20 protein-coding genes are annotated in these 16,437 nt (G+C 65.4%); 1 reads left to right on the forward strand and 19 read right to left on the reverse strand.

What is annotated here, in order from left to right; genetic code table 11:
- Position 1 precedes the first annotated feature (1 nt).
- From nuoK to K0O64_RS08305, 18 genes are all read right to left on the reverse strand, one after another.
- Positions 2-301: an NADH-quinone oxidoreductase subunit NuoK gene (nuoK, locus tag K0O64_RS08220; protein WP_071946902.1), complete on the reverse strand. Its 300-nt coding sequence runs from the start codon at positions 299-301 to the stop codon at positions 2-4.
- Entirely contained in the window at positions 298-1,044 is a 747-nt protein-coding gene (locus K0O64_RS08225; RefSeq protein ID WP_071946900.1) for an NADH-quinone oxidoreductase subunit J, read from the reverse strand. The genes nuoK and K0O64_RS08225 overlap by 4 nt, the downstream gene beginning before the upstream one ends.
- The gene (nuoI, locus tag K0O64_RS08230; RefSeq protein WP_071946898.1) at positions 1,041-1,562 is read right to left on the reverse strand and encodes an NADH-quinone oxidoreductase subunit NuoI; all 522 of its coding nucleotides are present in this window, start codon (positions 1,560-1,562) and stop codon (positions 1,041-1,043) included. The genes K0O64_RS08225 and nuoI overlap by 4 nt, the downstream gene beginning before the upstream one ends.
- The gene (gene nuoH / locus K0O64_RS08235) at positions 1,555-2,784 is read right to left on the reverse strand and encodes an NADH-quinone oxidoreductase subunit NuoH (protein WP_096310693.1); all 1,230 of its coding nucleotides are present in this window, start codon (positions 2,782-2,784) and stop codon (positions 1,555-1,557) included. The genes nuoI and nuoH overlap by 8 nt, the downstream gene beginning before the upstream one ends.
- A gap of 47 nt (positions 2,785-2,831) precedes the next feature.
- A complete protein-coding gene (locus tag K0O64_RS08240; RefSeq protein WP_071946894.1) occupies positions 2,832-5,213 on the reverse strand; it encodes an NADH-quinone oxidoreductase subunit G in 2,382 nt (793 codons plus the stop codon).
- A complete protein-coding gene (gene nuoF, locus K0O64_RS08245) occupies positions 5,213-6,538 on the reverse strand; it encodes an NADH-quinone oxidoreductase subunit NuoF (protein WP_071946892.1) in 1,326 nt (441 codons plus the stop codon). Before nuoF ends, K0O64_RS08240 begins: the two co-directional genes overlap by 1 nt.
- The gene (gene nuoE, locus K0O64_RS08250; protein WP_071946890.1) at positions 6,535-7,269 is read right to left on the reverse strand and encodes an NADH-quinone oxidoreductase subunit NuoE; all 735 of its coding nucleotides are present in this window, start codon (positions 7,267-7,269) and stop codon (positions 6,535-6,537) included. Before nuoE ends, nuoF begins: the two co-directional genes overlap by 4 nt.
- Positions 7,266-8,564: an NADH dehydrogenase (quinone) subunit D gene (nuoD, locus tag K0O64_RS08255; RefSeq protein ID WP_071946888.1), complete on the reverse strand. Its 1,299-nt coding sequence runs from the start codon at positions 8,562-8,564 to the stop codon at positions 7,266-7,268. The genes nuoE and nuoD overlap by 4 nt, the downstream gene beginning before the upstream one ends.
- Positions 8,564-9,259, reverse strand: a complete 696-nt coding sequence (locus tag K0O64_RS08260) for an NADH-quinone oxidoreductase subunit C (protein WP_071946886.1) — start codon at positions 9,257-9,259, stop codon at positions 8,564-8,566. Before K0O64_RS08260 ends, nuoD begins: the two co-directional genes overlap by 1 nt.
- Complete coding sequence (locus K0O64_RS08265) at positions 9,256-9,810, reverse strand: NuoB/complex I 20 kDa subunit family protein (RefSeq protein ID WP_047329601.1); 555 nt, start codon at positions 9,808-9,810, stop codon at positions 9,256-9,258. The genes K0O64_RS08260 and K0O64_RS08265 overlap by 4 nt, the downstream gene beginning before the upstream one ends.
- Entirely contained in the window at positions 9,801-10,160 is a 360-nt protein-coding gene (locus K0O64_RS08270; RefSeq protein ID WP_071946883.1) for an NADH-quinone oxidoreductase subunit A, read from the reverse strand. Before K0O64_RS08270 ends, K0O64_RS08265 begins: the two co-directional genes overlap by 10 nt.
- Positions 10,161-10,325: 165 nt before the next feature.
- The gene (locus K0O64_RS08275) at positions 10,326-10,727 is read right to left on the reverse strand and encodes an Rv3143 family two-component system response regulator (RefSeq protein ID WP_071946881.1); all 402 of its coding nucleotides are present in this window, start codon (positions 10,725-10,727) and stop codon (positions 10,326-10,328) included.
- 55 nt (positions 10,728-10,782) lie between these two features.
- Positions 10,783-11,313 (reverse strand): YceI family protein, encoded by a 531-nt coding sequence (locus K0O64_RS08280; protein ID WP_071946879.1) that lies wholly within the window; start codon positions 11,311-11,313, stop codon positions 10,783-10,785.
- A gap of 10 nt (positions 11,314-11,323) precedes the next feature.
- Positions 11,324-11,707 carry a nuclear transport factor 2 family protein gene (locus tag K0O64_RS08285; protein ID WP_071946877.1) on the reverse strand — a complete coding sequence of 128 codons (384 nt, stop codon included), beginning with the start codon at positions 11,705-11,707 and terminating at the stop codon, positions 11,324-11,326.
- Positions 11,707-12,060, reverse strand: a complete 354-nt coding sequence (locus tag K0O64_RS08290; protein ID WP_071946875.1) for a DUF6285 domain-containing protein — start codon at positions 12,058-12,060, stop codon at positions 11,707-11,709. The genes K0O64_RS08285 and K0O64_RS08290 overlap by 1 nt, the downstream gene beginning before the upstream one ends.
- Positions 12,057-13,028, reverse strand: coding sequence for a phosphotransferase family protein (locus tag K0O64_RS08295; protein WP_220046278.1), 972 nt, complete (start codon positions 13,026-13,028; stop codon positions 12,057-12,059). The genes K0O64_RS08290 and K0O64_RS08295 overlap by 4 nt, the downstream gene beginning before the upstream one ends.
- Position 13,029: 1 nt before the next feature.
- Positions 13,030-14,274, reverse strand: a complete 1,245-nt coding sequence (locus K0O64_RS08300) for an acyl-CoA dehydrogenase family protein (protein ID WP_220046279.1) — start codon at positions 14,272-14,274, stop codon at positions 13,030-13,032.
- Positions 14,275-14,290: 16 nt separating this feature from the next.
- Positions 14,291-14,950: a TetR/AcrR family transcriptional regulator gene (locus tag K0O64_RS08305; RefSeq protein ID WP_220046280.1), complete on the reverse strand. Its 660-nt coding sequence runs from the start codon at positions 14,948-14,950 to the stop codon at positions 14,291-14,293.
- Between the two features lie 221 nt (positions 14,951-15,171).
- On the opposite strand from K0O64_RS08305, the gene K0O64_RS08310 reads away from it, so the two are divergent.
- Positions 15,172-16,053, forward strand: coding sequence for a cyclopropane mycolic acid synthase family methyltransferase (locus tag K0O64_RS08310; RefSeq protein ID WP_275085019.1), 882 nt, complete (start codon positions 15,172-15,174; stop codon positions 16,051-16,053).
- A gap of 15 nt (positions 16,054-16,068) precedes the next feature.
- Here K0O64_RS08310 and K0O64_RS08315 read toward each other — a convergent pair whose 3' ends face one another.
- Positions 16,069-16,434: an Hsp15 family ribosome-associated heat shock protein gene (locus K0O64_RS08315; RefSeq protein ID WP_096310717.1), complete on the reverse strand. Its 366-nt coding sequence runs from the start codon at positions 16,432-16,434 to the stop codon at positions 16,069-16,071.
- Positions 16,435-16,437 lie beyond the last annotated feature (3 nt).

Consider the following 16,437-nt stretch of genomic DNA (forward strand, 5'->3'; position numbering starts at 1 on the left):
ATCAGTGCCGCAGCAGGTGGGCGTCGTCGACGTTCGCCGAGCGTCGGGTCCTGAAGATCGTCATGATGATCGCCAAACCGACCACCACTTCGCAGGCGGCGACCACCATCGTGAAGAACGCGACGACCTGACCGTCGAGGTGGCCGTGCATGCGGGAGAAGGTGACGAACGCCAGGTTCGCGGCGTTGAGCATCAACTCCACACACATGAACATCACGATCGCGTTGCGCCGCAACAACACCCCCGCCGCACCAATCGTGAACAACAACGCCGATAGATACAGATAGTTGTCCGGGTTCATCGCTGGCCGTCTCCGTTCCCATTGGTACGAAGGATCGTGCTGACCGAGGATTCCTCGTCAGTGCCGTCGGGGAGCCGGGCGAGCGTGTTGACGGCGTTGTGGCGGGCGTAGACGCCGGGATTGGGGAGTGGGGTGGCGCGCGCGCCGGTTTGGAAGCGCTCGACCACCAACTCGCGCTGAGTTTTTCGCCGCTCGAAGCGCTCCCGGTGCGCCAGCACCATCGCCCCGAGCGCAGCGGTGATCAACAACGCACTGGTCAACTCGAACGCCCACAGATCACGGGTGAAGATCAACGTCGCCAGGCCTTGCACATTTCCGCCGGCGTTGGCCTCGGCGAGCCCGACGAACCCGGTGGTGGCGATGTTGCCGATGCCGGCGATCAGCAGGATGCCGAATCCGAGGCCCGCGACGATCGCGGCAACCCGTTGTCCACGAATGGTTTCCACCAACGACTCCGAGGAATCCACCCCGACGAGCATGAGCACGAACAGGAACAGCATCATCACCGCACCGGTGTAGACCACCACCTGTACGACGCCGAGGAACAACGCGTCCTGTGCGACGTAGATCATGGCCAGCGCGATCATCGTCGTCGCGAGGAAGATCGCGGAGTAGACCGCCTTGGGTGCCGCGACCACGCCGATCGCACCCGCGACCGCGATGACGGCGAGGATCCAGAACGCGACGGCTTCGGCTGTGGTGGTGCGGGTCATCATCTCGGCCGCGAGCAGCGTCGTCGTCATCGCGTCAGTCCCTCGGGGGTGACATGGCCGAGGTAGTAGTCGTCGTCCGTCGCCCCCGGCGTCATCGCATGGGGAGGTGGTTGCATGCCGGGTTGTAGTGGGGCCAGTAGTTTGTCCTTGCCGTAGATGAGGTCGGAGCGGTTGTCGTCGGCCATCTCGTAGACGTTGGTCATCGTCAGCGCGCGGGTGGGGCAGGCCTCGATGCACAGCCCGCAGCCGATACAGCGCAGATAGTTGATCTGGTAGACCCGCCCGTAGCGTTCGCCGGGGGAGAAGCGTTGCTCCTCGGTGTTATCCGCACCCTCGACGTAGATCGCGTCGGCGGGGCAGGCCCAGGCGCACAGCTCGCAGCCGATGCACTTCTCCAGCCCGTCGGCGTAACGGTTGAGTTGGTGGCGGCCGTGATAGCGCGGGGCGACCGGCCCCGGCTTCTCGGGATACTCCTCGGTGATCGGACGCTTGAACATCGTCCCGAACGTCACGCCGAAACCCTTGACCGCGTCGAGGAACTTAGGCATCTGCTTTCTCCTTGCTCGGCACCGGCGACCCGGGCATGGGAGGTATCGGGAATCCACCGGCGCCGGTTGGAGTCGGCGGCGGTGCGGTGGAACGCTGACTGAGCTTGTGCCGCAGCGAGTTCGCGGCCAACAGGGCAAGCAGCAGGACCGCCGCCGCGATGAGGTTGGGAATGATGCCGCTGTGGCCGATGCTGTGCAGGACGGCGACGATCATGATCCAGACCAGGGAGACGGGGATGAGTAGTTTCCAGCCCAGTGCCATGAATTGGTCGTAGCGCAGTCTGGGCAGGGTGGCGCGCAGCCACATGAACACGAACATGAACGTCCACACCTTGGCCACGAACCAGATCAGCGGCCACCAGCCGGTGTTGGCGCCGTCGATCAGGCTGATCGGCCACGGGGCATGCCAGCCACCCAGGAACAGGGTGGTCGCCAGAGCGGAGACGGTGGTCATGTTGACGTATTCGGCGAGCATGAACATCGCGAACTTCAGCGACGAGTACTCGGTGTGAAACCCGCCCACCAGTTCACCTTCGGCCTCGGGCAGGTCGAACGGTGCCCGGTTGGTCTCACCGACCATCGAGGTGACGTACACCGCGAACGACGGCAGCAGCAGGAACACATACCAGGTGTGTTCCTGGGCGGCGACGATCCCGGAGGTGGACATGGTGCCGGCGTAGAGGAACACCGCGGCGAACGACAGGGCCATGGCGATTTCGTAGGAGATGACCTGCGCGCTGGATCGCAGACCGCCCAGCAGCGGGTAGGTCGAGCCTGACGCCCACCCCGCCAGGACGATGCCGTACACCCCGATCGAGGTGACCGCCAGTATGTAGAGCACCGCCACCGGCAGATCGGTCAGCTGCAACGGAGTCCGGTGGCCGAACACGGAGACGACGGGACCCAACGGGATCACCGCGAACGCCATGATCGCGGGGATCACCGAAATGACCGGGGCCATCAGGTAAATGGGTTTGTCCACCCCGGCCGGGGTCAGGCCCTCCTTCAGCGCCAGCTTGATACCGTCGGCCAGCGACTGCAGCAACCCGAAGGGGCCCACCCGGTTCGGGCCGTACCGCATCTGCATGCGGCCCAGGATCTTGCGCTCCAACAGGATCGCGACGAGCACTGTCAAGAGTAGGAAGGCGAAGACCGCGACGGCTTTGATCAGGATCAGCCACCACGGATCATGGCCGAACACAGTCATATCCGGCGGGATCATGCCGCCGCTCCTCCTCATTGCTTCGCTCTGCATCGTCGCCGGCGGAGTCATGCCCGCGCCTCCCGCTCGATGCTGACGACAGCGCCCGCGGTCACCCCGAGTTGGGTGTACACCGAGCTGCCGGGTGAGTTCAGCGGCAGCCACACCACACCGTCGGGCATCTCAGTGATGGCCAAGGGGAGGGCGATCTCGCCGCGGCCCGTCGAGACGATGACCACATCACCATCGACGGCGCCGATGCCGGCCGCCGTCACCGCCGACAACCGCACCACCGCCGGCCGCGCCGTACCCGCCAGATACGGCTCTCCGTCTTGCAATCGGCCGTCGTCGAGCAACAGCCGCCAGCCGGCCAGCACCGCCTCGCCGGATTCCAACGCCGGCGGCTCTTTCGGGGCCACCGATGGCGCAGCGGGTCGCGGGCCGTCCCACTGGCCCAGCCCGGCGAGCTCGGCGCGGGCCTCGTCGGCGGTGCGGAACCCGAGGTCCACACCCAGTTCGTCGGCGAGGATCTGCAGTACCCGGAGGTCCGGGAAGGCGTTGGAGGTCAGCGCCGGCTCGAACGGTCGAATCCGGCCCTCCCAGTTCAGGAATGAACCGGCTTTCTCGGCGACCGGCGATATCGGGAACACCACGTCGGCCACCTCGGTGATCGCCGACTCCCGCAGTTCGAGGCTGACCACGAAGCCCGCCGACTCGATCGCCGCCAGCGCGGCAGGCGGGTCTGGGAGGTCAACGGTGTCCACGCCGCCGATGAGGAGTGCGTCGAGTTCGCCGCCGGCTGCGGCGATGAGGATGTCGGCGGTGTCGCGGCCGGGCTCCGAGGGTAGGTCATCGACATGCCATGCGGCCGCGAGTTGTTGGCGCGCAACGATTTCGGTGACCGGGCGGGCGCCGGGCAGCAGGTTGGGCAGGCAACCGGTTTCCACGGCGCCGCGGTCACCGGCACGCCGTGGGATCCAGGCCAGGCGGGCCTGGGTGCGGTCGGACAGGCGGATCGCCGCTGACAGTGCGCCCGGGCTGGTGGCCAGTCGTTCCCCGGCCAGGATGATCGCTCCCGGCGGCACGTCATCGGCGAGCGCGTCGAGGGCGGCCGCTTCTTGGCCGGGTGGAGTCAGCACCACCCGGGCCGAGAGTTTCTCCGATCCGTAGGAGACCATCGGCGCAATGGTCAGGACGCGAAGCCCGTGCTTGCGGACCGCTTTGCGTAACCGCAGGAACACGATTGGGGATTCGTCCTCTGGTTCGAACCCGGCCAGTACGACCATGGGTGCGGCCTGCAGGTCGGCGTAGCTGACGTCGCGGCGGCCGGCGACGTGTGCCGCCAGGAACTCCTGTTCCTCGACCGAATGTGGGCGGGAGCGGAAGTCGATGTCGTTGGTGTCCAGGGCGATTCGTGCAAACTTGGCGTAGGCGTAGGCGTCCTCGGCGGTGGCACGGCCGCCCACCAGCACACCGGCCCGGCCGGACCTCAATCCCGCGGCTGCCACCGCGATGGCTTCTGACCACGACGCAGGGCGCAGCGCACCGTTCTCGTCGCGCACCATCGGGGTGGTCAGCCGGTCACCGACACGGGCGTAGGTGAAGGCCCAGCGGCCCTTGTCGCAGTTCCATTCCTCGTTGACTTCCGGGTCGTCACCGGCCAACCGGCGCAGTACGACGCCGCGGCGGTGATCGGTGCGCTGGGCGCATCCGGAGGCGCAGTGCTCACACACGCTGGGGCTGGACACCAAATCGAAGGGGCGGGCCCGGAACCGGTAGGCGGTTCCGGTCAATGCCCCGACCGGGCAGATCTGCACCGTGTTGCCGCTGAAGTAGGAATCGAACGCCTCCCCAGGTCCGATTCCCACCTGTTGCAGGGCGCCACGCTCGAGCAGGGAGATGAACGGATCCCCGGCGATCTGCTCGGAAAACCGTGTGCAACGGGCACACAACACACACCGCTCCCGATCCAGCAGCACCTGACTCGACAGATTGATCGGCTTTGGAAAGGTGCGCTTGATGTCTTCGAAGCGGGTTTCGACCCGGCCGTTGGACATCGCCTGGTTCTGCAGCGGGCATTCACCGCCCTTGTCGCAGACCGGGCAGTCCAACGGATGGTTGATCAACAGCAGTTCCATCACCCCGTGCTGCGCCTTATCGGCGGCCTCGGAGGTGAACTGGGTGCGCACCACCATGCCGTCGGTGACCGTGGTGGTGCAGCTGGCCATCGGCTTGCGCTGGCCCTCCACCTCCACCAGACACTGCCGGCACGCCCCGACCGGGTCCAGCAGCGGATGATCGCAGAACCGCGGGATCTGCACACCCATCAACTCCGCCGCCCGAATCACCAAGGTGCCCTTGGGTACTGCCACCTCGACATCGTCGATGACGACGGTGACCATCTCCACGGCGGGCGCCTCGTGGGTACCGGTATCGGAAGTCTGCGTCATCAGGCTCCCACCCCTTCCGGTGCGGCCAACATCGAGGCATATGGGTCGAACGGGCAGCTGCCGCCCAGATGTGCCTCGTACTCGGCGCGGAAATGTTTGATCGAGGAGATGATCGGCGACGCGGCGCCGTCACCCAACGCGCAGAACGACTTTCCGAAGATGGTGTCGGAGATGTCGAGCAGCTTGCCGATGTCATCTTCGGTGCCGCGACCCGTCTCGAGGCGTTCATAGATTTGGCTGAGCCAGTAGGTGCCTTCCCGGCAGGGTGTGCACTTGCCGCAGGATTCGTGGGCGTAGAACTGGGTCCAGCGCCGCACCGCGCGCACTACGCAGGTGGTTTCGTCGAAGATCTGCAGCGCCTTGGTACCCAGCATCGAACCGACCGACGCCATGCCTTCGTAATCCAGTGGCACGTCCAGGTGTTCGGCCGTCAGCAGTGGAGTCGACGATCCGCCGGGCGTCCAGAACTTCAGCTCGTGACCAGCGCGGACTCCACCGGCGTACTCGAGCAACTCGCGCAGGGTGATACCCAACGGCGCCTCGTACTGTCCGGGATTGGTGACATGGCCAGACAGCGAATACAACGTGAAGCCAGGCGATTTCTCCGAACCCATTTCCTTGAACCAGTCCACGCCGTTGAGCAGGATCGGCGGCACGCTGGCGATGGATTCGACGTTGTTGACCACCGTCGGGCAGGCGTAGAGTCCCGCCACCGCGGGAAACGGTGGCCGCAGGCGGGGTTGGCCACGCCGACCCTCCAGCGAATCCAGCAGGGCGGTTTCCTCACCGCAGATATAGGCGCCCGCACCGGCATGCACGATCAAGTCCAGATCGAAGCCCGAGCCCTGAATGTCGGTGCCGAGATATCCCGCCTGGTACGCCTCGGCCACCGCGGCCTGCAACCGGCGCAGCACCGGCACCACCTCACCGCGCACATAGATGAACGCGTGCCGGGCCCGAATCGCGTAGGCCGCGATGATCGCACCCTCGACCAGAAAGTGCGGCGTGGTCAACATCAGCGGAATGTCTTTACACGTACCGGGTTCCGACTCGTCGGCGTTGACCACGAGGTACTTCGGTTTGGCTCCGGCACCGGTGGCATCCTGCGGAATGAACGACCATTTCGTGCCGGTCGGGAAGCCCGCACCACCGCGCCCGCGTAACCCCGACTCTTTGACCGTCGCGATCACGTCATCGGGTTTCATGCCGAGCGCCGTCCGCAGGGCCTGATAGCCGTCGTGGCGCAGGTACGTCTCGAGCGTCCAGGGTTCGGGTTCGTCCCAGAAGCGGCTGAGGACCGGCGTCAACGGTGTGGCAGGTGTCATCGCCCCTCGCTCTCGGGAACGGCAGGCGCCGACATGTTCAACTCACGAGCCACCCGAAGACCGGCCAGGGTCGCAGTACCTGGCGCACCACCCTCCGCGCTCGTCTCACCGGTCAATCCGGCGAGTGTTCGCGCGGTCTCCCGGAACGGGCACACCCGCGATCCGCGGGTGGCTACGGGTTGTTCACCGGCGCGGATTCCGTCGATGAGTTGTCGTGCGGTGGTGGGGGTTTGGTTGTCGAAGAATTCCCAGTTGATCATGATGACGGGGGCGTAGTCGCAGGCGGCGTTGCATTCGATGTGCTCTAAGGTGATGCGGCCGTCGCTGGTGGTGTCGCCGGGGTTGATGCCGAGTTCGCGTTGCAGGGTTTCGAGGATGGCGTCGCCGCCCATGATGGCGCACAGGGTGTTGGTGCACACCCCGACCAGATAGTCCCCGGTGGGGGTGCGCCGGTACATCGAGTAGAACGTCGCCACCGCCGCCACTTCGGCCTCGGTCAAGGCCAGTTGGGTGGCGCAGAAGGCGATTCCGGCGGTGGTGAGGTAGCCGTCCTCGGCCTGCACCAGGTGCAGCAGCGGCAGCAGCGCCGAGCGGGCCTGCGGGTAGCGGGCCATGATCACCGCCGCATCGGCGGCCAGCCGGGCGGTAACCTCGCCCGGGTAGGTGGTCGGTCCGCTGATCGGCGGTCCGGGTTCGTCCGGGCGCGGCCCCAACACCAGATCGATGCTCATCGGTCGACACCTCCCATGACCGGGTCGATGGAGGCGACGGCGGCGATGACGTCGGCGACCATGCCGCCCTCACACATCGCGGCCACCGCTTGCAGATTGGTGAACGACGGGTCGCGGTAGTGCACCCGATAGGGCCGGGTCCCGCCGTCGGAGACCATGTGGACTCCCAACTCGCCGCGCGGGGACTCCACGGCGATGTACACCTGCCCGGCCGGCACCCGGATCCCTTCGGTCACCAGTTTGAAGTGGTGGATCAACCCCTCCATGGAGGTGCCCATGATCTTGGCGATATGCGCCGGGGAATTCCCCAACCCGTCCGGCCCGAGTTGCAGATCGGCGGGCCAGGCGAGTTTCTTATCGCTGATCATCACCGGCCCCGGCTCCAACCGGTCCACACACTGGGCCACGATCTTCAATGACTCGTGCATTTCGCCGACCCGGATCAGATACCGGCCGTAACAGTCGGCCCCGGTATCGGTGATGACGTCGAAGTCATAGGTTTCATACCCGCAATACGGTTGGGTCTTCCGCAGATCGTGCGGCAACCCGGTCGAACGCAGCACCGGGCCGGTGATCCCGAGCGCCATGCAACCGGTCACATCCAGGTAGCCGATGCCCTGGGTGCGGGCCTTCCAAATGTAGTTCTCGGTCAACAGGTCTTCGAGCTCCCGTAACCGGCCCGGCAAAATCTTCAACAAATCCCGCACCCGCTGGGGTCCGTCGTCGGGCAGGTCGGTCGCCAACCCGCCCGGGCGGATATAGGCGTTGTTCATCCGCAACCCGGTAATCGCCTCAAACACACTCAAGATGAGTTCGCGTTCGCGGAAGCCGAAGAACATCGGGGTCATCGCCCCCAACTCCATCCCGCCGGTGGCCAACGCCACCAAATGACTGGAGATGCGGTTGAGTTCCATCATCATCACCCGCACCACACTGGCCCGCACCGGAATGTCATCGGTGATGCCGAGGAGTTGCTCGACACCCAGGCAGTAGGCGGTCTCGTTGAAAAACGGGGACAGATAATCCATCCGCGTCACAAACGTCACACCCTGAGTCCAGGTGCGGTACTCCAGATTCTTCTCAATCCCGGTATGCAAATACCCAATCCCACACCGCGCCTCGGTGACCGTCTCACCCTCGATCTCCAAGATCAACCGCAACACCCCATGCGTCGAGGGATGCTGCGGACCCATATTCACCACGATGCGTTCGCCGGCTTCGCCCTGGCGGGCGGCGGCGACGATGTCCTCCCAGTCCTGGCCGCCCAGGACGATCACGTTTTCTTCCACGCTCATCAGTGATACGACCTGCGTTCGTCGGGTGGGGGTATCTGGGCGCCGTGGTATTCGACCGGTACTCCGCCCAGCGGGTAGTCCTTGCGCTGCGGGTGGCCCACCCAATCGTCGGGCATCTCGATGCGCGTCAACCCGGGATGGCCGTCGAAAACGATGCCGAAGAAGTCGTAGGTCTCCCGCTCATGCCAATCAACCGTCGGATACACCGAAAACAGCGACGGCACATGCGGATCAGCATCCGGACACGCCACCTCCACCTGAACCCGCCGGTTATGCGTGATCGACATCAACGGATAGAACGCATGCAACTCCCGACCCGCATCCTGCGGATAGTGCACACCCGAAACACCACAACACAATTCGAAGCGCAGTTGTTCGTCATCGCGAAGTGCCCTGGCGACGGTGATCAGGTGTTCGCGACGGACGTCGAGGGTCAACTGATTGCGGAAGACCACGACGCGCTCGACAGCAGCGCTGAATCCGTCGTCACCCAGTACCTCGGTCAACCGGTCGACGACGTCGTCGAAGTAGCCGCCGTACGGCCGCGGTGTGCTGCCGGGCAGGGCGACTGCGCGGACCAGCCGGCCGTACCCGGAGGTGTCGCCACTGCCGTTGATGCCGAACATGCCGCGGCGCACGCCGATGACCTCGCCGCCGCTATCCGTGGCCGGATCACTGCGGTCTTGGTCGCTCACCGCAGCAGCCCTTTGAGTTCCAGGGTGGTCGGCGCGGCCAGCGCGGCCTTTTCGGCTGCGGCGACAGCCTCGGCGCGGTGCACCCCCAACGGCATCTCGGCGATCTTGGCGTGCAACGCCAGAATCGCGTTCAGCAACATCTCCGGACGCGGCGGACACCCGGGCAGATAGATGTCCACCGGCACCACATGATCCACACCCTGGACCACCGCATAGTTGTTGAACATGCCGCCACTGGAGGCGCACACCCCCATCGCCAGCACCCACTTCGGTTCAGCCATCTGGTCATACACCTGGCGCAACACCGGCGCCATCTTCTGACTCACCCGCCCCGCCACGATCATCAGATCCGCCTGCCGCGGCGTGGCCGAAAACCGCTCCATCCCAAACCGGGCGATATCAAACCGCGGCGACGCCGTCGCCATCATCTCAATCGCACAACACGCCAACCCGAACGTCGCCGGCCACAACGACCCCTTGCGCACGAACCCGGCGACCTTCTCCACCGTCGACAACAGAATGCCGCCCGGCAGTGCTTCCTCTAATCCCATTCCAGCCCACCCCGACGCCACACGTATCCGTACGCCACAAACACCGTGGCCATGAAGATCAGCATCTCCACCAGCGCGAACGTCCCCAACGCATCGAAGGAGACCGCCCACGGATAGAGGAACACGATCTCGATGTCGAACACGATGAACAACATCGCCGTCAGGTAGTACTTGATCGGGAACCGCTGACCAGCCGGCTCCCCGGCCACCGGCTCGATCCCGCACTCGTAAGCTTCCAGCTTCGCCCGGTTGAACCGCCGAGGCCCGATCACCAGCGCGATCACCACCGACACCACCGCAAACCCAGCCGCTATCACCCCCAACACCAGGATGGGCAGGTACAAATTCATATGGCTGTGTCACTCCTCGCTTGGGCTGGAGATGTGAGCTAAGACACAGCCTACCGATCTTGAGTCGTGGGTTGCCGCGTTTTCGTTAGGATGTCTTCAAGAGCTGAGCGCGGCCAATCTCGGTCCGGGATGGCAAGGGCGACAGCGTAATTGGCGTTTCTGTCACTACACCGAAGTTCGCAGCAAACCGACGACCGCCTCGCCGAGCCGTACCGGGTCGATCGGGTGCGGCACCGCTGCCTCCGCGCGCGACCAGTTGGCCAGCCACGCGTCGTCGGAGCGGCCCGTCAGCACCAGTACCGGCGGACAGTCGTCGATCTCGTCTTTGAGTTGTTTGGCAATGCCCATGCCGCCGACGGGGGAGGCCTCGCCGTCGAGGATCACCAGATCGAATCCGCCGGCGTCCATCAACTGGATCACCATCGGCCCGGTGGCCACGTCGGTATAGGTGAGGTCTGGCAGTTCGGGATGCACGCGTGTGCCCAGGGCCAGCCGCACTTGCTCGCGGGTGCGGGCATTGCTGCTGTAGACCAGCACGTGGAGGGGCTGTGCGCCCGGGCGAGACACGCAGCCGATGCTACTGCGAAATGACCTGTCGCTTAGGGCGTTCGGCAGGTTCTGCTCACGCCTTGGCGAAGACGACGTCGGCCAGCAGTGTGGTGGTGGCGGGCATCATGCCGATCATGTTGCCGCTGACCCCGAATGTGGTGCGGTCGACCGAGGTCTGGGCGGTCAGCTGCACCGTGCCGTCGCCGAGCGGTGTGATCGTTGCCGACAACGGCATCGGCCGGCTGACGCCGCGCGCGGTGAGTGTGGCGGTGAGGTCGGCGGTGTCATCGCCGGTGGGTTTCAGTGCGGTCACTTCGACGCGAATGTCGGGATGGTTCTCGACGTCGAAGAAGTCGGCCGAGCGTAGGTGTTCGTCGCGCTTGCCGATGCCCGTCTTCAGCGACGACGCCCGGATGTCCAGCCGGCCCGACACCGCACCGTTCGCACTGATCTGGCCGGTGGCGCTCACATCACCGAATTTGCCGGTGACGGTGGCCAACCCCCAGAAAGTCTTGTTCTTGAATCGAACCGACGACCGCGCGGGAACCAGTTGCCAGGTCCCGGCAGCGCCGGGATCGTTGAGCAGCGCGTGCAATGCGGACATCTCATCTCCCTCAGGACAGCAGCGGCGCCAGGTCGGCCGGATCGAGGTATTCGTCGATCCGCCGGATCAGCCCATCGTCTCCGATCTTCACCACCAGGCATACCCGAAGGGCCACGTCTTCACCGCGTATGGAGGTGCAGTGCAGGATGTGCTGCTGGACGAAGCCGCCGTCGAAGACCTGCCGGTCGAGCACCTCGTAGTGCCGGTAGGTGGTGGCGCCGACGTACCACCGGATGACTTTCAGGGCGCGGGTCTTGTCGCTGTCGCGCTCATCGCCGGTGTGCCAGACGGTGACATCGTCGGACCACAGTGCCGCCACGGCGTCCACGTCACCGTCGGTGATGGCGGCGAACAGTCGATCGGCGGCCTGCAGGATGCGGGTGTCTTCGGCCATCACCGCGTGCCTCCCTCGGGTGCGTCGTATCCAGGATGGGCGATGGCCAGTCGGTGGCGAACCAACGCGCGCAGGCCGCCCACCACCTCGTCACCGCGGTCGTCGAGATCGCCTGCGCGGATGGCGGCGGCGAGGGCGCGTTCGTCCGGATAGCCGAGCCGCTCGAGGGCGGCCAGTGGTTCGGCCGCGGTGTCGTCGAGCAGTTCGCGTTCGACGGTGCGCAAGACGTTGGCGGCGACGAGGGCGTGGAAGTTGACCGACCCGGTGGTGTTGGCCCGGACGTCGCCTTCGAGGAACTCCGCAACGGCAGCGACGAGTTCGGCGGCGGTGGGCCGCCCGTTGAGCCCGGTCATGAGACACCCTCCAGCAGGTCGAGCACATCCCATTCGGTTTCGCAGACCCGGCGGCCGATCGCGGCGAGTTCGACCGAGCGGGTCTGGCCGCTCAGATGCCGTTCGGCCTGAAAGCGGCAGATCACCCCCCAGCGCAGGGTGGCCAGCACCAGCCACCAGCGAAGCGTCGCCCGGTCGACGGTCGCGTCACCGGCTTCCTCGTAGGCCGTCACGAAGTCGTCGATGCTGCCCAGGCCACCCGCGGCCATGCTGGGCGGAGCGCCGAACCGCCAGGCCCGGATGCAGAACCAGGCGATGTCCTCGTAGATCTCGCCGATGTGGACCAGCTCCCAGTCCAATACCGCCGCCAGGTTGGAGCCGTCGACAATCAGGTTGCCCATCCGGAAATCACCGTGCACCAGCCGCAGGGGAGAAGGTGGCGGTCGATGTGCCGCGAGCCACCGGAACGCCCACTCGAATGTCGCTGTGGTATCACCCATTTCATCGAGACGCTGGTGCCATTCCGCCATCTGGTCCTGCTCGGCCAGGCCCGGCGCATCGGCTGCGCCGCGATGAATCGCCGCCAACGCCTGCGCGCACTGCCGCAGCAGCGTGGCGCGCCCGTCATCGTCGAGTTGGCGCTGGATCCGCCGCACGATGGTCTCACCGGCGATCTCACCGCAGATCAGAAACGGGTTGCCCAGCGCCTCAACCGAATCGGAGGCGACCAACACGTCGGGTACCGGAGCGCCGGCCGCGGCGGCGGCGACCTGCACGGCGGCTTCCAGTTCCATTCCCGCGTGCACATCGTCGGGCGGGCCGGTGCGCAGGATCAGGGCGCGCCGCTGCGCGCCGGTGACCGCGTCGAAGGCCCATGTGGTGCGGCTGGCGCCGCCGGTCAGGGCGCGCAGGTTGTCGACCTCGGTGTCGGCGCCGAGTAACGGACGCAGCACACCGGCCACATTGTCGGACAGCGTTTCGGCGGTCACGTCAGCGAGCCGGCTTGCCGAACTTGAACATCCGTTGGGCCACCCGGCGCATCTGTATTTCCTCGGCTCCCTCGGTGATCCGGTAGCGGCGGTGGTGGCGGTAGATGTGCTCGAACGGCTCGTGGCGGCTGTAGCCGACACCGCCGTGGACCTGCATGGCCCGGTCGGCGGCCTCGCACACCAGCCGATTGGCGCGATAGTTCGCCATCGACACCTTGTCGGACACCTCGAGGTGGTGGTTGCGGTCGAGTTCGGTGGCCGCGTACCGCACCAGCAGGCGGACCATCTGCGCTTCGGTCTGCAGCTCCACCAGTGGCCACTGCACCGCCTGGTTGACTGCCAGCGGCTTACCGAACGTCACGCGCTTGCCTGCGTAGTCCACAGCACGGTCGATACAGTACTGGGCGGCGCCGAGGCTGCTCGCCGCCTGCCGAATCCTGTTCTCGTGCAGGAAGGTTTGTGCCACTTCCAGGCCGTGATCCACCTCGCCGAGTACGGCGTCGGCAGGGATGCGGACGTCGCGCAGGACGACCTCGCCGTGGTCGGTGGGCATGTTGAACGTCCACCAGTAGTAGGGCACTTCGAAGCCCTCGGCGTCGCACGGAACCAGGAATGCGGTGATGCCGCGGGCCTGGCCGTACTCGCCGGAGGTGCGGGCGAACACGAGGTCATGGGTGGCGCGATGGACGCCGGTGTTCCAGCGCTTGTTGCCGTTGATCACCCAGTCGTCACCGTCGCGGACGGCGCGGGTCTCGAGCCAGGTAGCGTCCGAGCCGTGGTCCGGTTCGGTGAGTCCGAAGGCCATCGACCGCTTGCCGGTCAGCATCGCCTCGATCCATTCGCTCTTCTGGTCGTCGGTTCCGAACCGGTCCATCACGATGACCTGGGGGAAGTTCCCGACGATCGAGGATTCGTCCTGAAGATCGTTGTGCAGGCCAAGACCCTTGTGCGCCAGATGCTCTCGGATCACCGCCATATCGAGGTTGGAACCGTCGCGACCACCGAACTTCGACGGCAGCCCGTAGCGCAGCCAGCCCGCTTTGTCAGCGCGACGACGCATCTCGTCGAGTAAATCCTCCCACTCCCGGCGCGGAATGCCACCGTTCTCGACATCGGTGCGGGCGAACTCGCGACGCTGATCGAAGTACTGCATGTGCTCACGTTCGAGCGGTTTGATCTCGGCGTCGATGAACGCGTCCATCTCGGCCAGCAGCGTCGTAAGGTGTTCGGGCAGAGAGAAATCCACACTGATCTCCTATCGATCAATATCCGTAGAGCGTTTTCTTCCAAATGGTGGACAAGGTCGTGATCGCGTCGTCGTCCGACAGGCGCAGCCCCAGTCCCGAGCTGTCGGGGCGCAGACATACGGTGGTGAATTGTTCGAACAGCAGCGCGATCGCCAGCGCGGTGTGCTCGGGCTGCAGGCCGGTCGCGTAACCGTGTTCCTGGGCCCGCAGCACCGACGCCGCGACGATGTCGACGCCGAACTGGCGGAACTCGTTCTGTAGGCCGGCGAACCGCGGCTGGGTGGCGGCGAGCTGGTCGACGGCGACCATGATGCCGATGCTCTGTTTGAACATCTCCCAGTACGCGGTCACGACGGTGACGAAAAAGCTTGTATCGTCCGGTGATTCGGGAAGATGTAATCGCAATCCCGAGGGCAGCACGACATCGTGCAGAAACGAATCGGCCAGTGCGGCAAGCAAATCCTCTTTGTCGTCGTAGTACCGGTAGAACACCGCGGGGGACCGGCCGGCCGCCGAGGTGATGTCGACCAAAGTGGTGCCGTGGAAGCCTCGTTCGGCGAACAGCTTTCGAGCCGCGTCCTCGATGGCCTGGCGGGTCTGGCGACCCTTGGAGCTCAATGCGCGCGGGGCGTCGCCGGCCCCGTCCGCGGTACGCGAACGGCTGGACGGTTCCATGGCTGGCCCCCGTGCTCGCTGGTGTGAAACTAAAGCTGACGTTACTTTTCGTTCCAATGGTTTGGCAAGGGCGCCGCGACTGCAAAATTCCGACCTGACCTGGCCCAACGCTGGTCGTGTGGGCGCGCCTTGACACGATTGCGTACCCTTGTATCTGGTCAGGGAGGCTCTTGAGCAATTGGAGCTGCACAAAAATCAGCCCAATAGTCGAAGGCTTTTCCTTGTCACATGCATTGAGCACCACCTCAGACCTGAAGCCGCACTTTGAAGACGTCCAGTCGCATTACGACCTCTCCGACGACTTCTACCGGCTCTTCCTCGACCCGACGCAGACGTACAGCTGCGCCTACTTCGAGCGCGATGATCTGACACTGCACGAGGCGCAGCTCGCCAAGATCGACCTGTCGCTGGGCAAGCTGGGCCTGGAGCCCGGGATGACGCTGCTTGACGTCGGCTGCGGCTGGGGCGCCACGATGCGCCGGGCGATCGAGAAGTACGACGTCAACGTCATCGGCTTGACGCTGAGCCGCAATCAGCAGGCTCATGCCGAGCGGGCGTTCGCCGAGATGGACACCACGCGCAGTCGCCGTGTCGTGCTGCAGGGCTGGGAACAGTTCAACGAGCCCGTGGACCGGATCGTGTCGATCGGTGCTTTCGAACACTTCGGGGCGGACCGCTACAACGCGTTCTTCGACTTCGCGTACGGCGTCCTGCCCGACGACGGCGTGATGATGCTGCACTCGATCATGCAGATCCCGCGGGCCGAGATGGAGGCACGCGGGCTGCCCATCACGATGAGCCTGCTGCGGTTCTTCAAGTTCATCTCGGTGGAGATCTTCCCCGGCGGTCACCTCCCGACGCGTGAGCTGGTGGTGGAGCTCTCCGGGAAGGCCGGCTTCACCACCGAACGCATCCAATCCCTGGAACAGCACTACGCCAAGACCCTGGACCTCTGGGCGGCCGCACTCGAGGCGCGTCGCGACGAGGCGATCGCGCTGCAGTCCGAAGAGGTTTACGACCGCTACATGAAGTACCTGACGGGGTGTGCGGATCTGTTCCGCAACCGCTACACCGACGTCTGCCAGTTCACTCTGACGAAGTAGGGCGGCCGGGCCGGTTCACCACTGGCTCGCACGCCACTTCTCCAGAGCCCGGCGCTCACGTTTGGTCGGCCGGCCCGCGCCACGGTCGCGGGCCGCTACCGGCACGACCGGGACCGAGGGTGGTTTGGGGGTGCGGTCCAGGTAGCAGGTGGCAGCGTCGGCGGCACCCACTCGTTTCGCGATCACCCGCACGACTTCGACGATGCGCGTCGTGTCATTCACGAGCGCGCGCACTTCGTCACCGGGCGCCACCGACGTCGAAGGCTTGGCCAACCGGCCGTTGACCCGGACGTGCCCGCCCCGGCACGCCGCGGCGGCGTCCGGCCGGGTCTTGGTCAGTCGGACCGCCCACAACCATCGATCCACCCGGGTCGATTCCATCAG

It is taken from the genome of Mycolicibacterium pallens (assembly GCF_019456675.1).
Classification (GTDB): domain Bacteria; phylum Actinomycetota; class Actinomycetes; order Mycobacteriales; family Mycobacteriaceae; genus Mycobacterium; species Mycobacterium crocinum.

What these genes read in the sequence shown, in the direction of transcription:
- nuoI (WP_071946898.1), bottom strand. Translation starts at nt 1,562, where the DNA reads ATGCCTAAGTTCCTCGACGCGGTCAAGGGTTTCGGCGTGACGTTCGGG.
- nuoF (WP_071946892.1), bottom strand. Translation starts at nt 6,538, where the DNA reads ATGACACCTGCCACACCGTTGACGCCGGTCCTCAGCCGCTTCTGGGAC.
- nuoH (WP_096310693.1), bottom strand. Translation starts at nt 2,784, where the DNA reads ATGATCCCGCCGGATATGACTGTGTTCGGCCATGATCCGTGGTGGCTG.
- K0O64_RS08270 (WP_071946883.1), bottom strand. Translation starts at nt 10,160, where the DNA reads ATGAATTTGTACCTGCCCATCCTGGTGTTGGGGGTGATAGCGGCTGGG.
- K0O64_RS08240 (WP_071946894.1), bottom strand. Translation starts at nt 5,213, where the DNA reads ATGACGCAGACTTCCGATACCGGTACCCACGAGGCGCCCGCCGTGGAG.
- nuoK (WP_071946902.1), bottom strand. Translation starts at nt 301, where the DNA reads ATGAACCCGGACAACTATCTGTATCTATCGGCGTTGTTGTTCACGATT.
- nuoD (WP_071946888.1), bottom strand. Translation starts at nt 8,564, where the DNA reads ATGAGCGTGGAAGAAAACGTGATCGTCCTGGGCGGCCAGGACTGGGAG.
- K0O64_RS08315 (WP_096310717.1), bottom strand. Translation starts at nt 16,434, where the DNA reads ATGGAATCGACCCGGGTGGATCGATGGTTGTGGGCGGTCCGACTGACC.
- K0O64_RS08290 (WP_071946875.1), bottom strand. Translation starts at nt 12,060, where the DNA reads ATGACCGGGCTCAACGGGCGGCCCACCGCCGCCGAACTCGTCGCTGCC.
- K0O64_RS08280 (WP_071946879.1), bottom strand. Translation starts at nt 11,313, where the DNA reads ATGTCCGCATTGCACGCGCTGCTCAACGATCCCGGCGCTGCCGGGACC.
- K0O64_RS08225 (WP_071946900.1), bottom strand. Translation starts at nt 1,044, where the DNA reads ATGACGACGACGCTGCTCGCGGCCGAGATGATGACCCGCACCACCACA.
- K0O64_RS08285 (WP_071946877.1), bottom strand. Translation starts at nt 11,707, where the DNA reads ATGGCCGAAGACACCCGCATCCTGCAGGCCGCCGATCGACTGTTCGCC.
- K0O64_RS08305 (WP_220046280.1), bottom strand. Translation starts at nt 14,950, where the DNA reads ATGGAACCGTCCAGCCGTTCGCGTACCGCGGACGGGGCCGGCGACGCC.
- nuoE (WP_071946890.1), bottom strand. Translation starts at nt 7,269, where the DNA reads ATGAGCATCGATCTGGTGTTGGGGCCGCGCCCGGACGAACCCGGACCG.
- K0O64_RS08265 (WP_047329601.1), bottom strand. Translation starts at nt 9,810, where the DNA reads ATGGGATTAGAGGAAGCACTGCCGGGCGGCATTCTGTTGTCGACGGTG.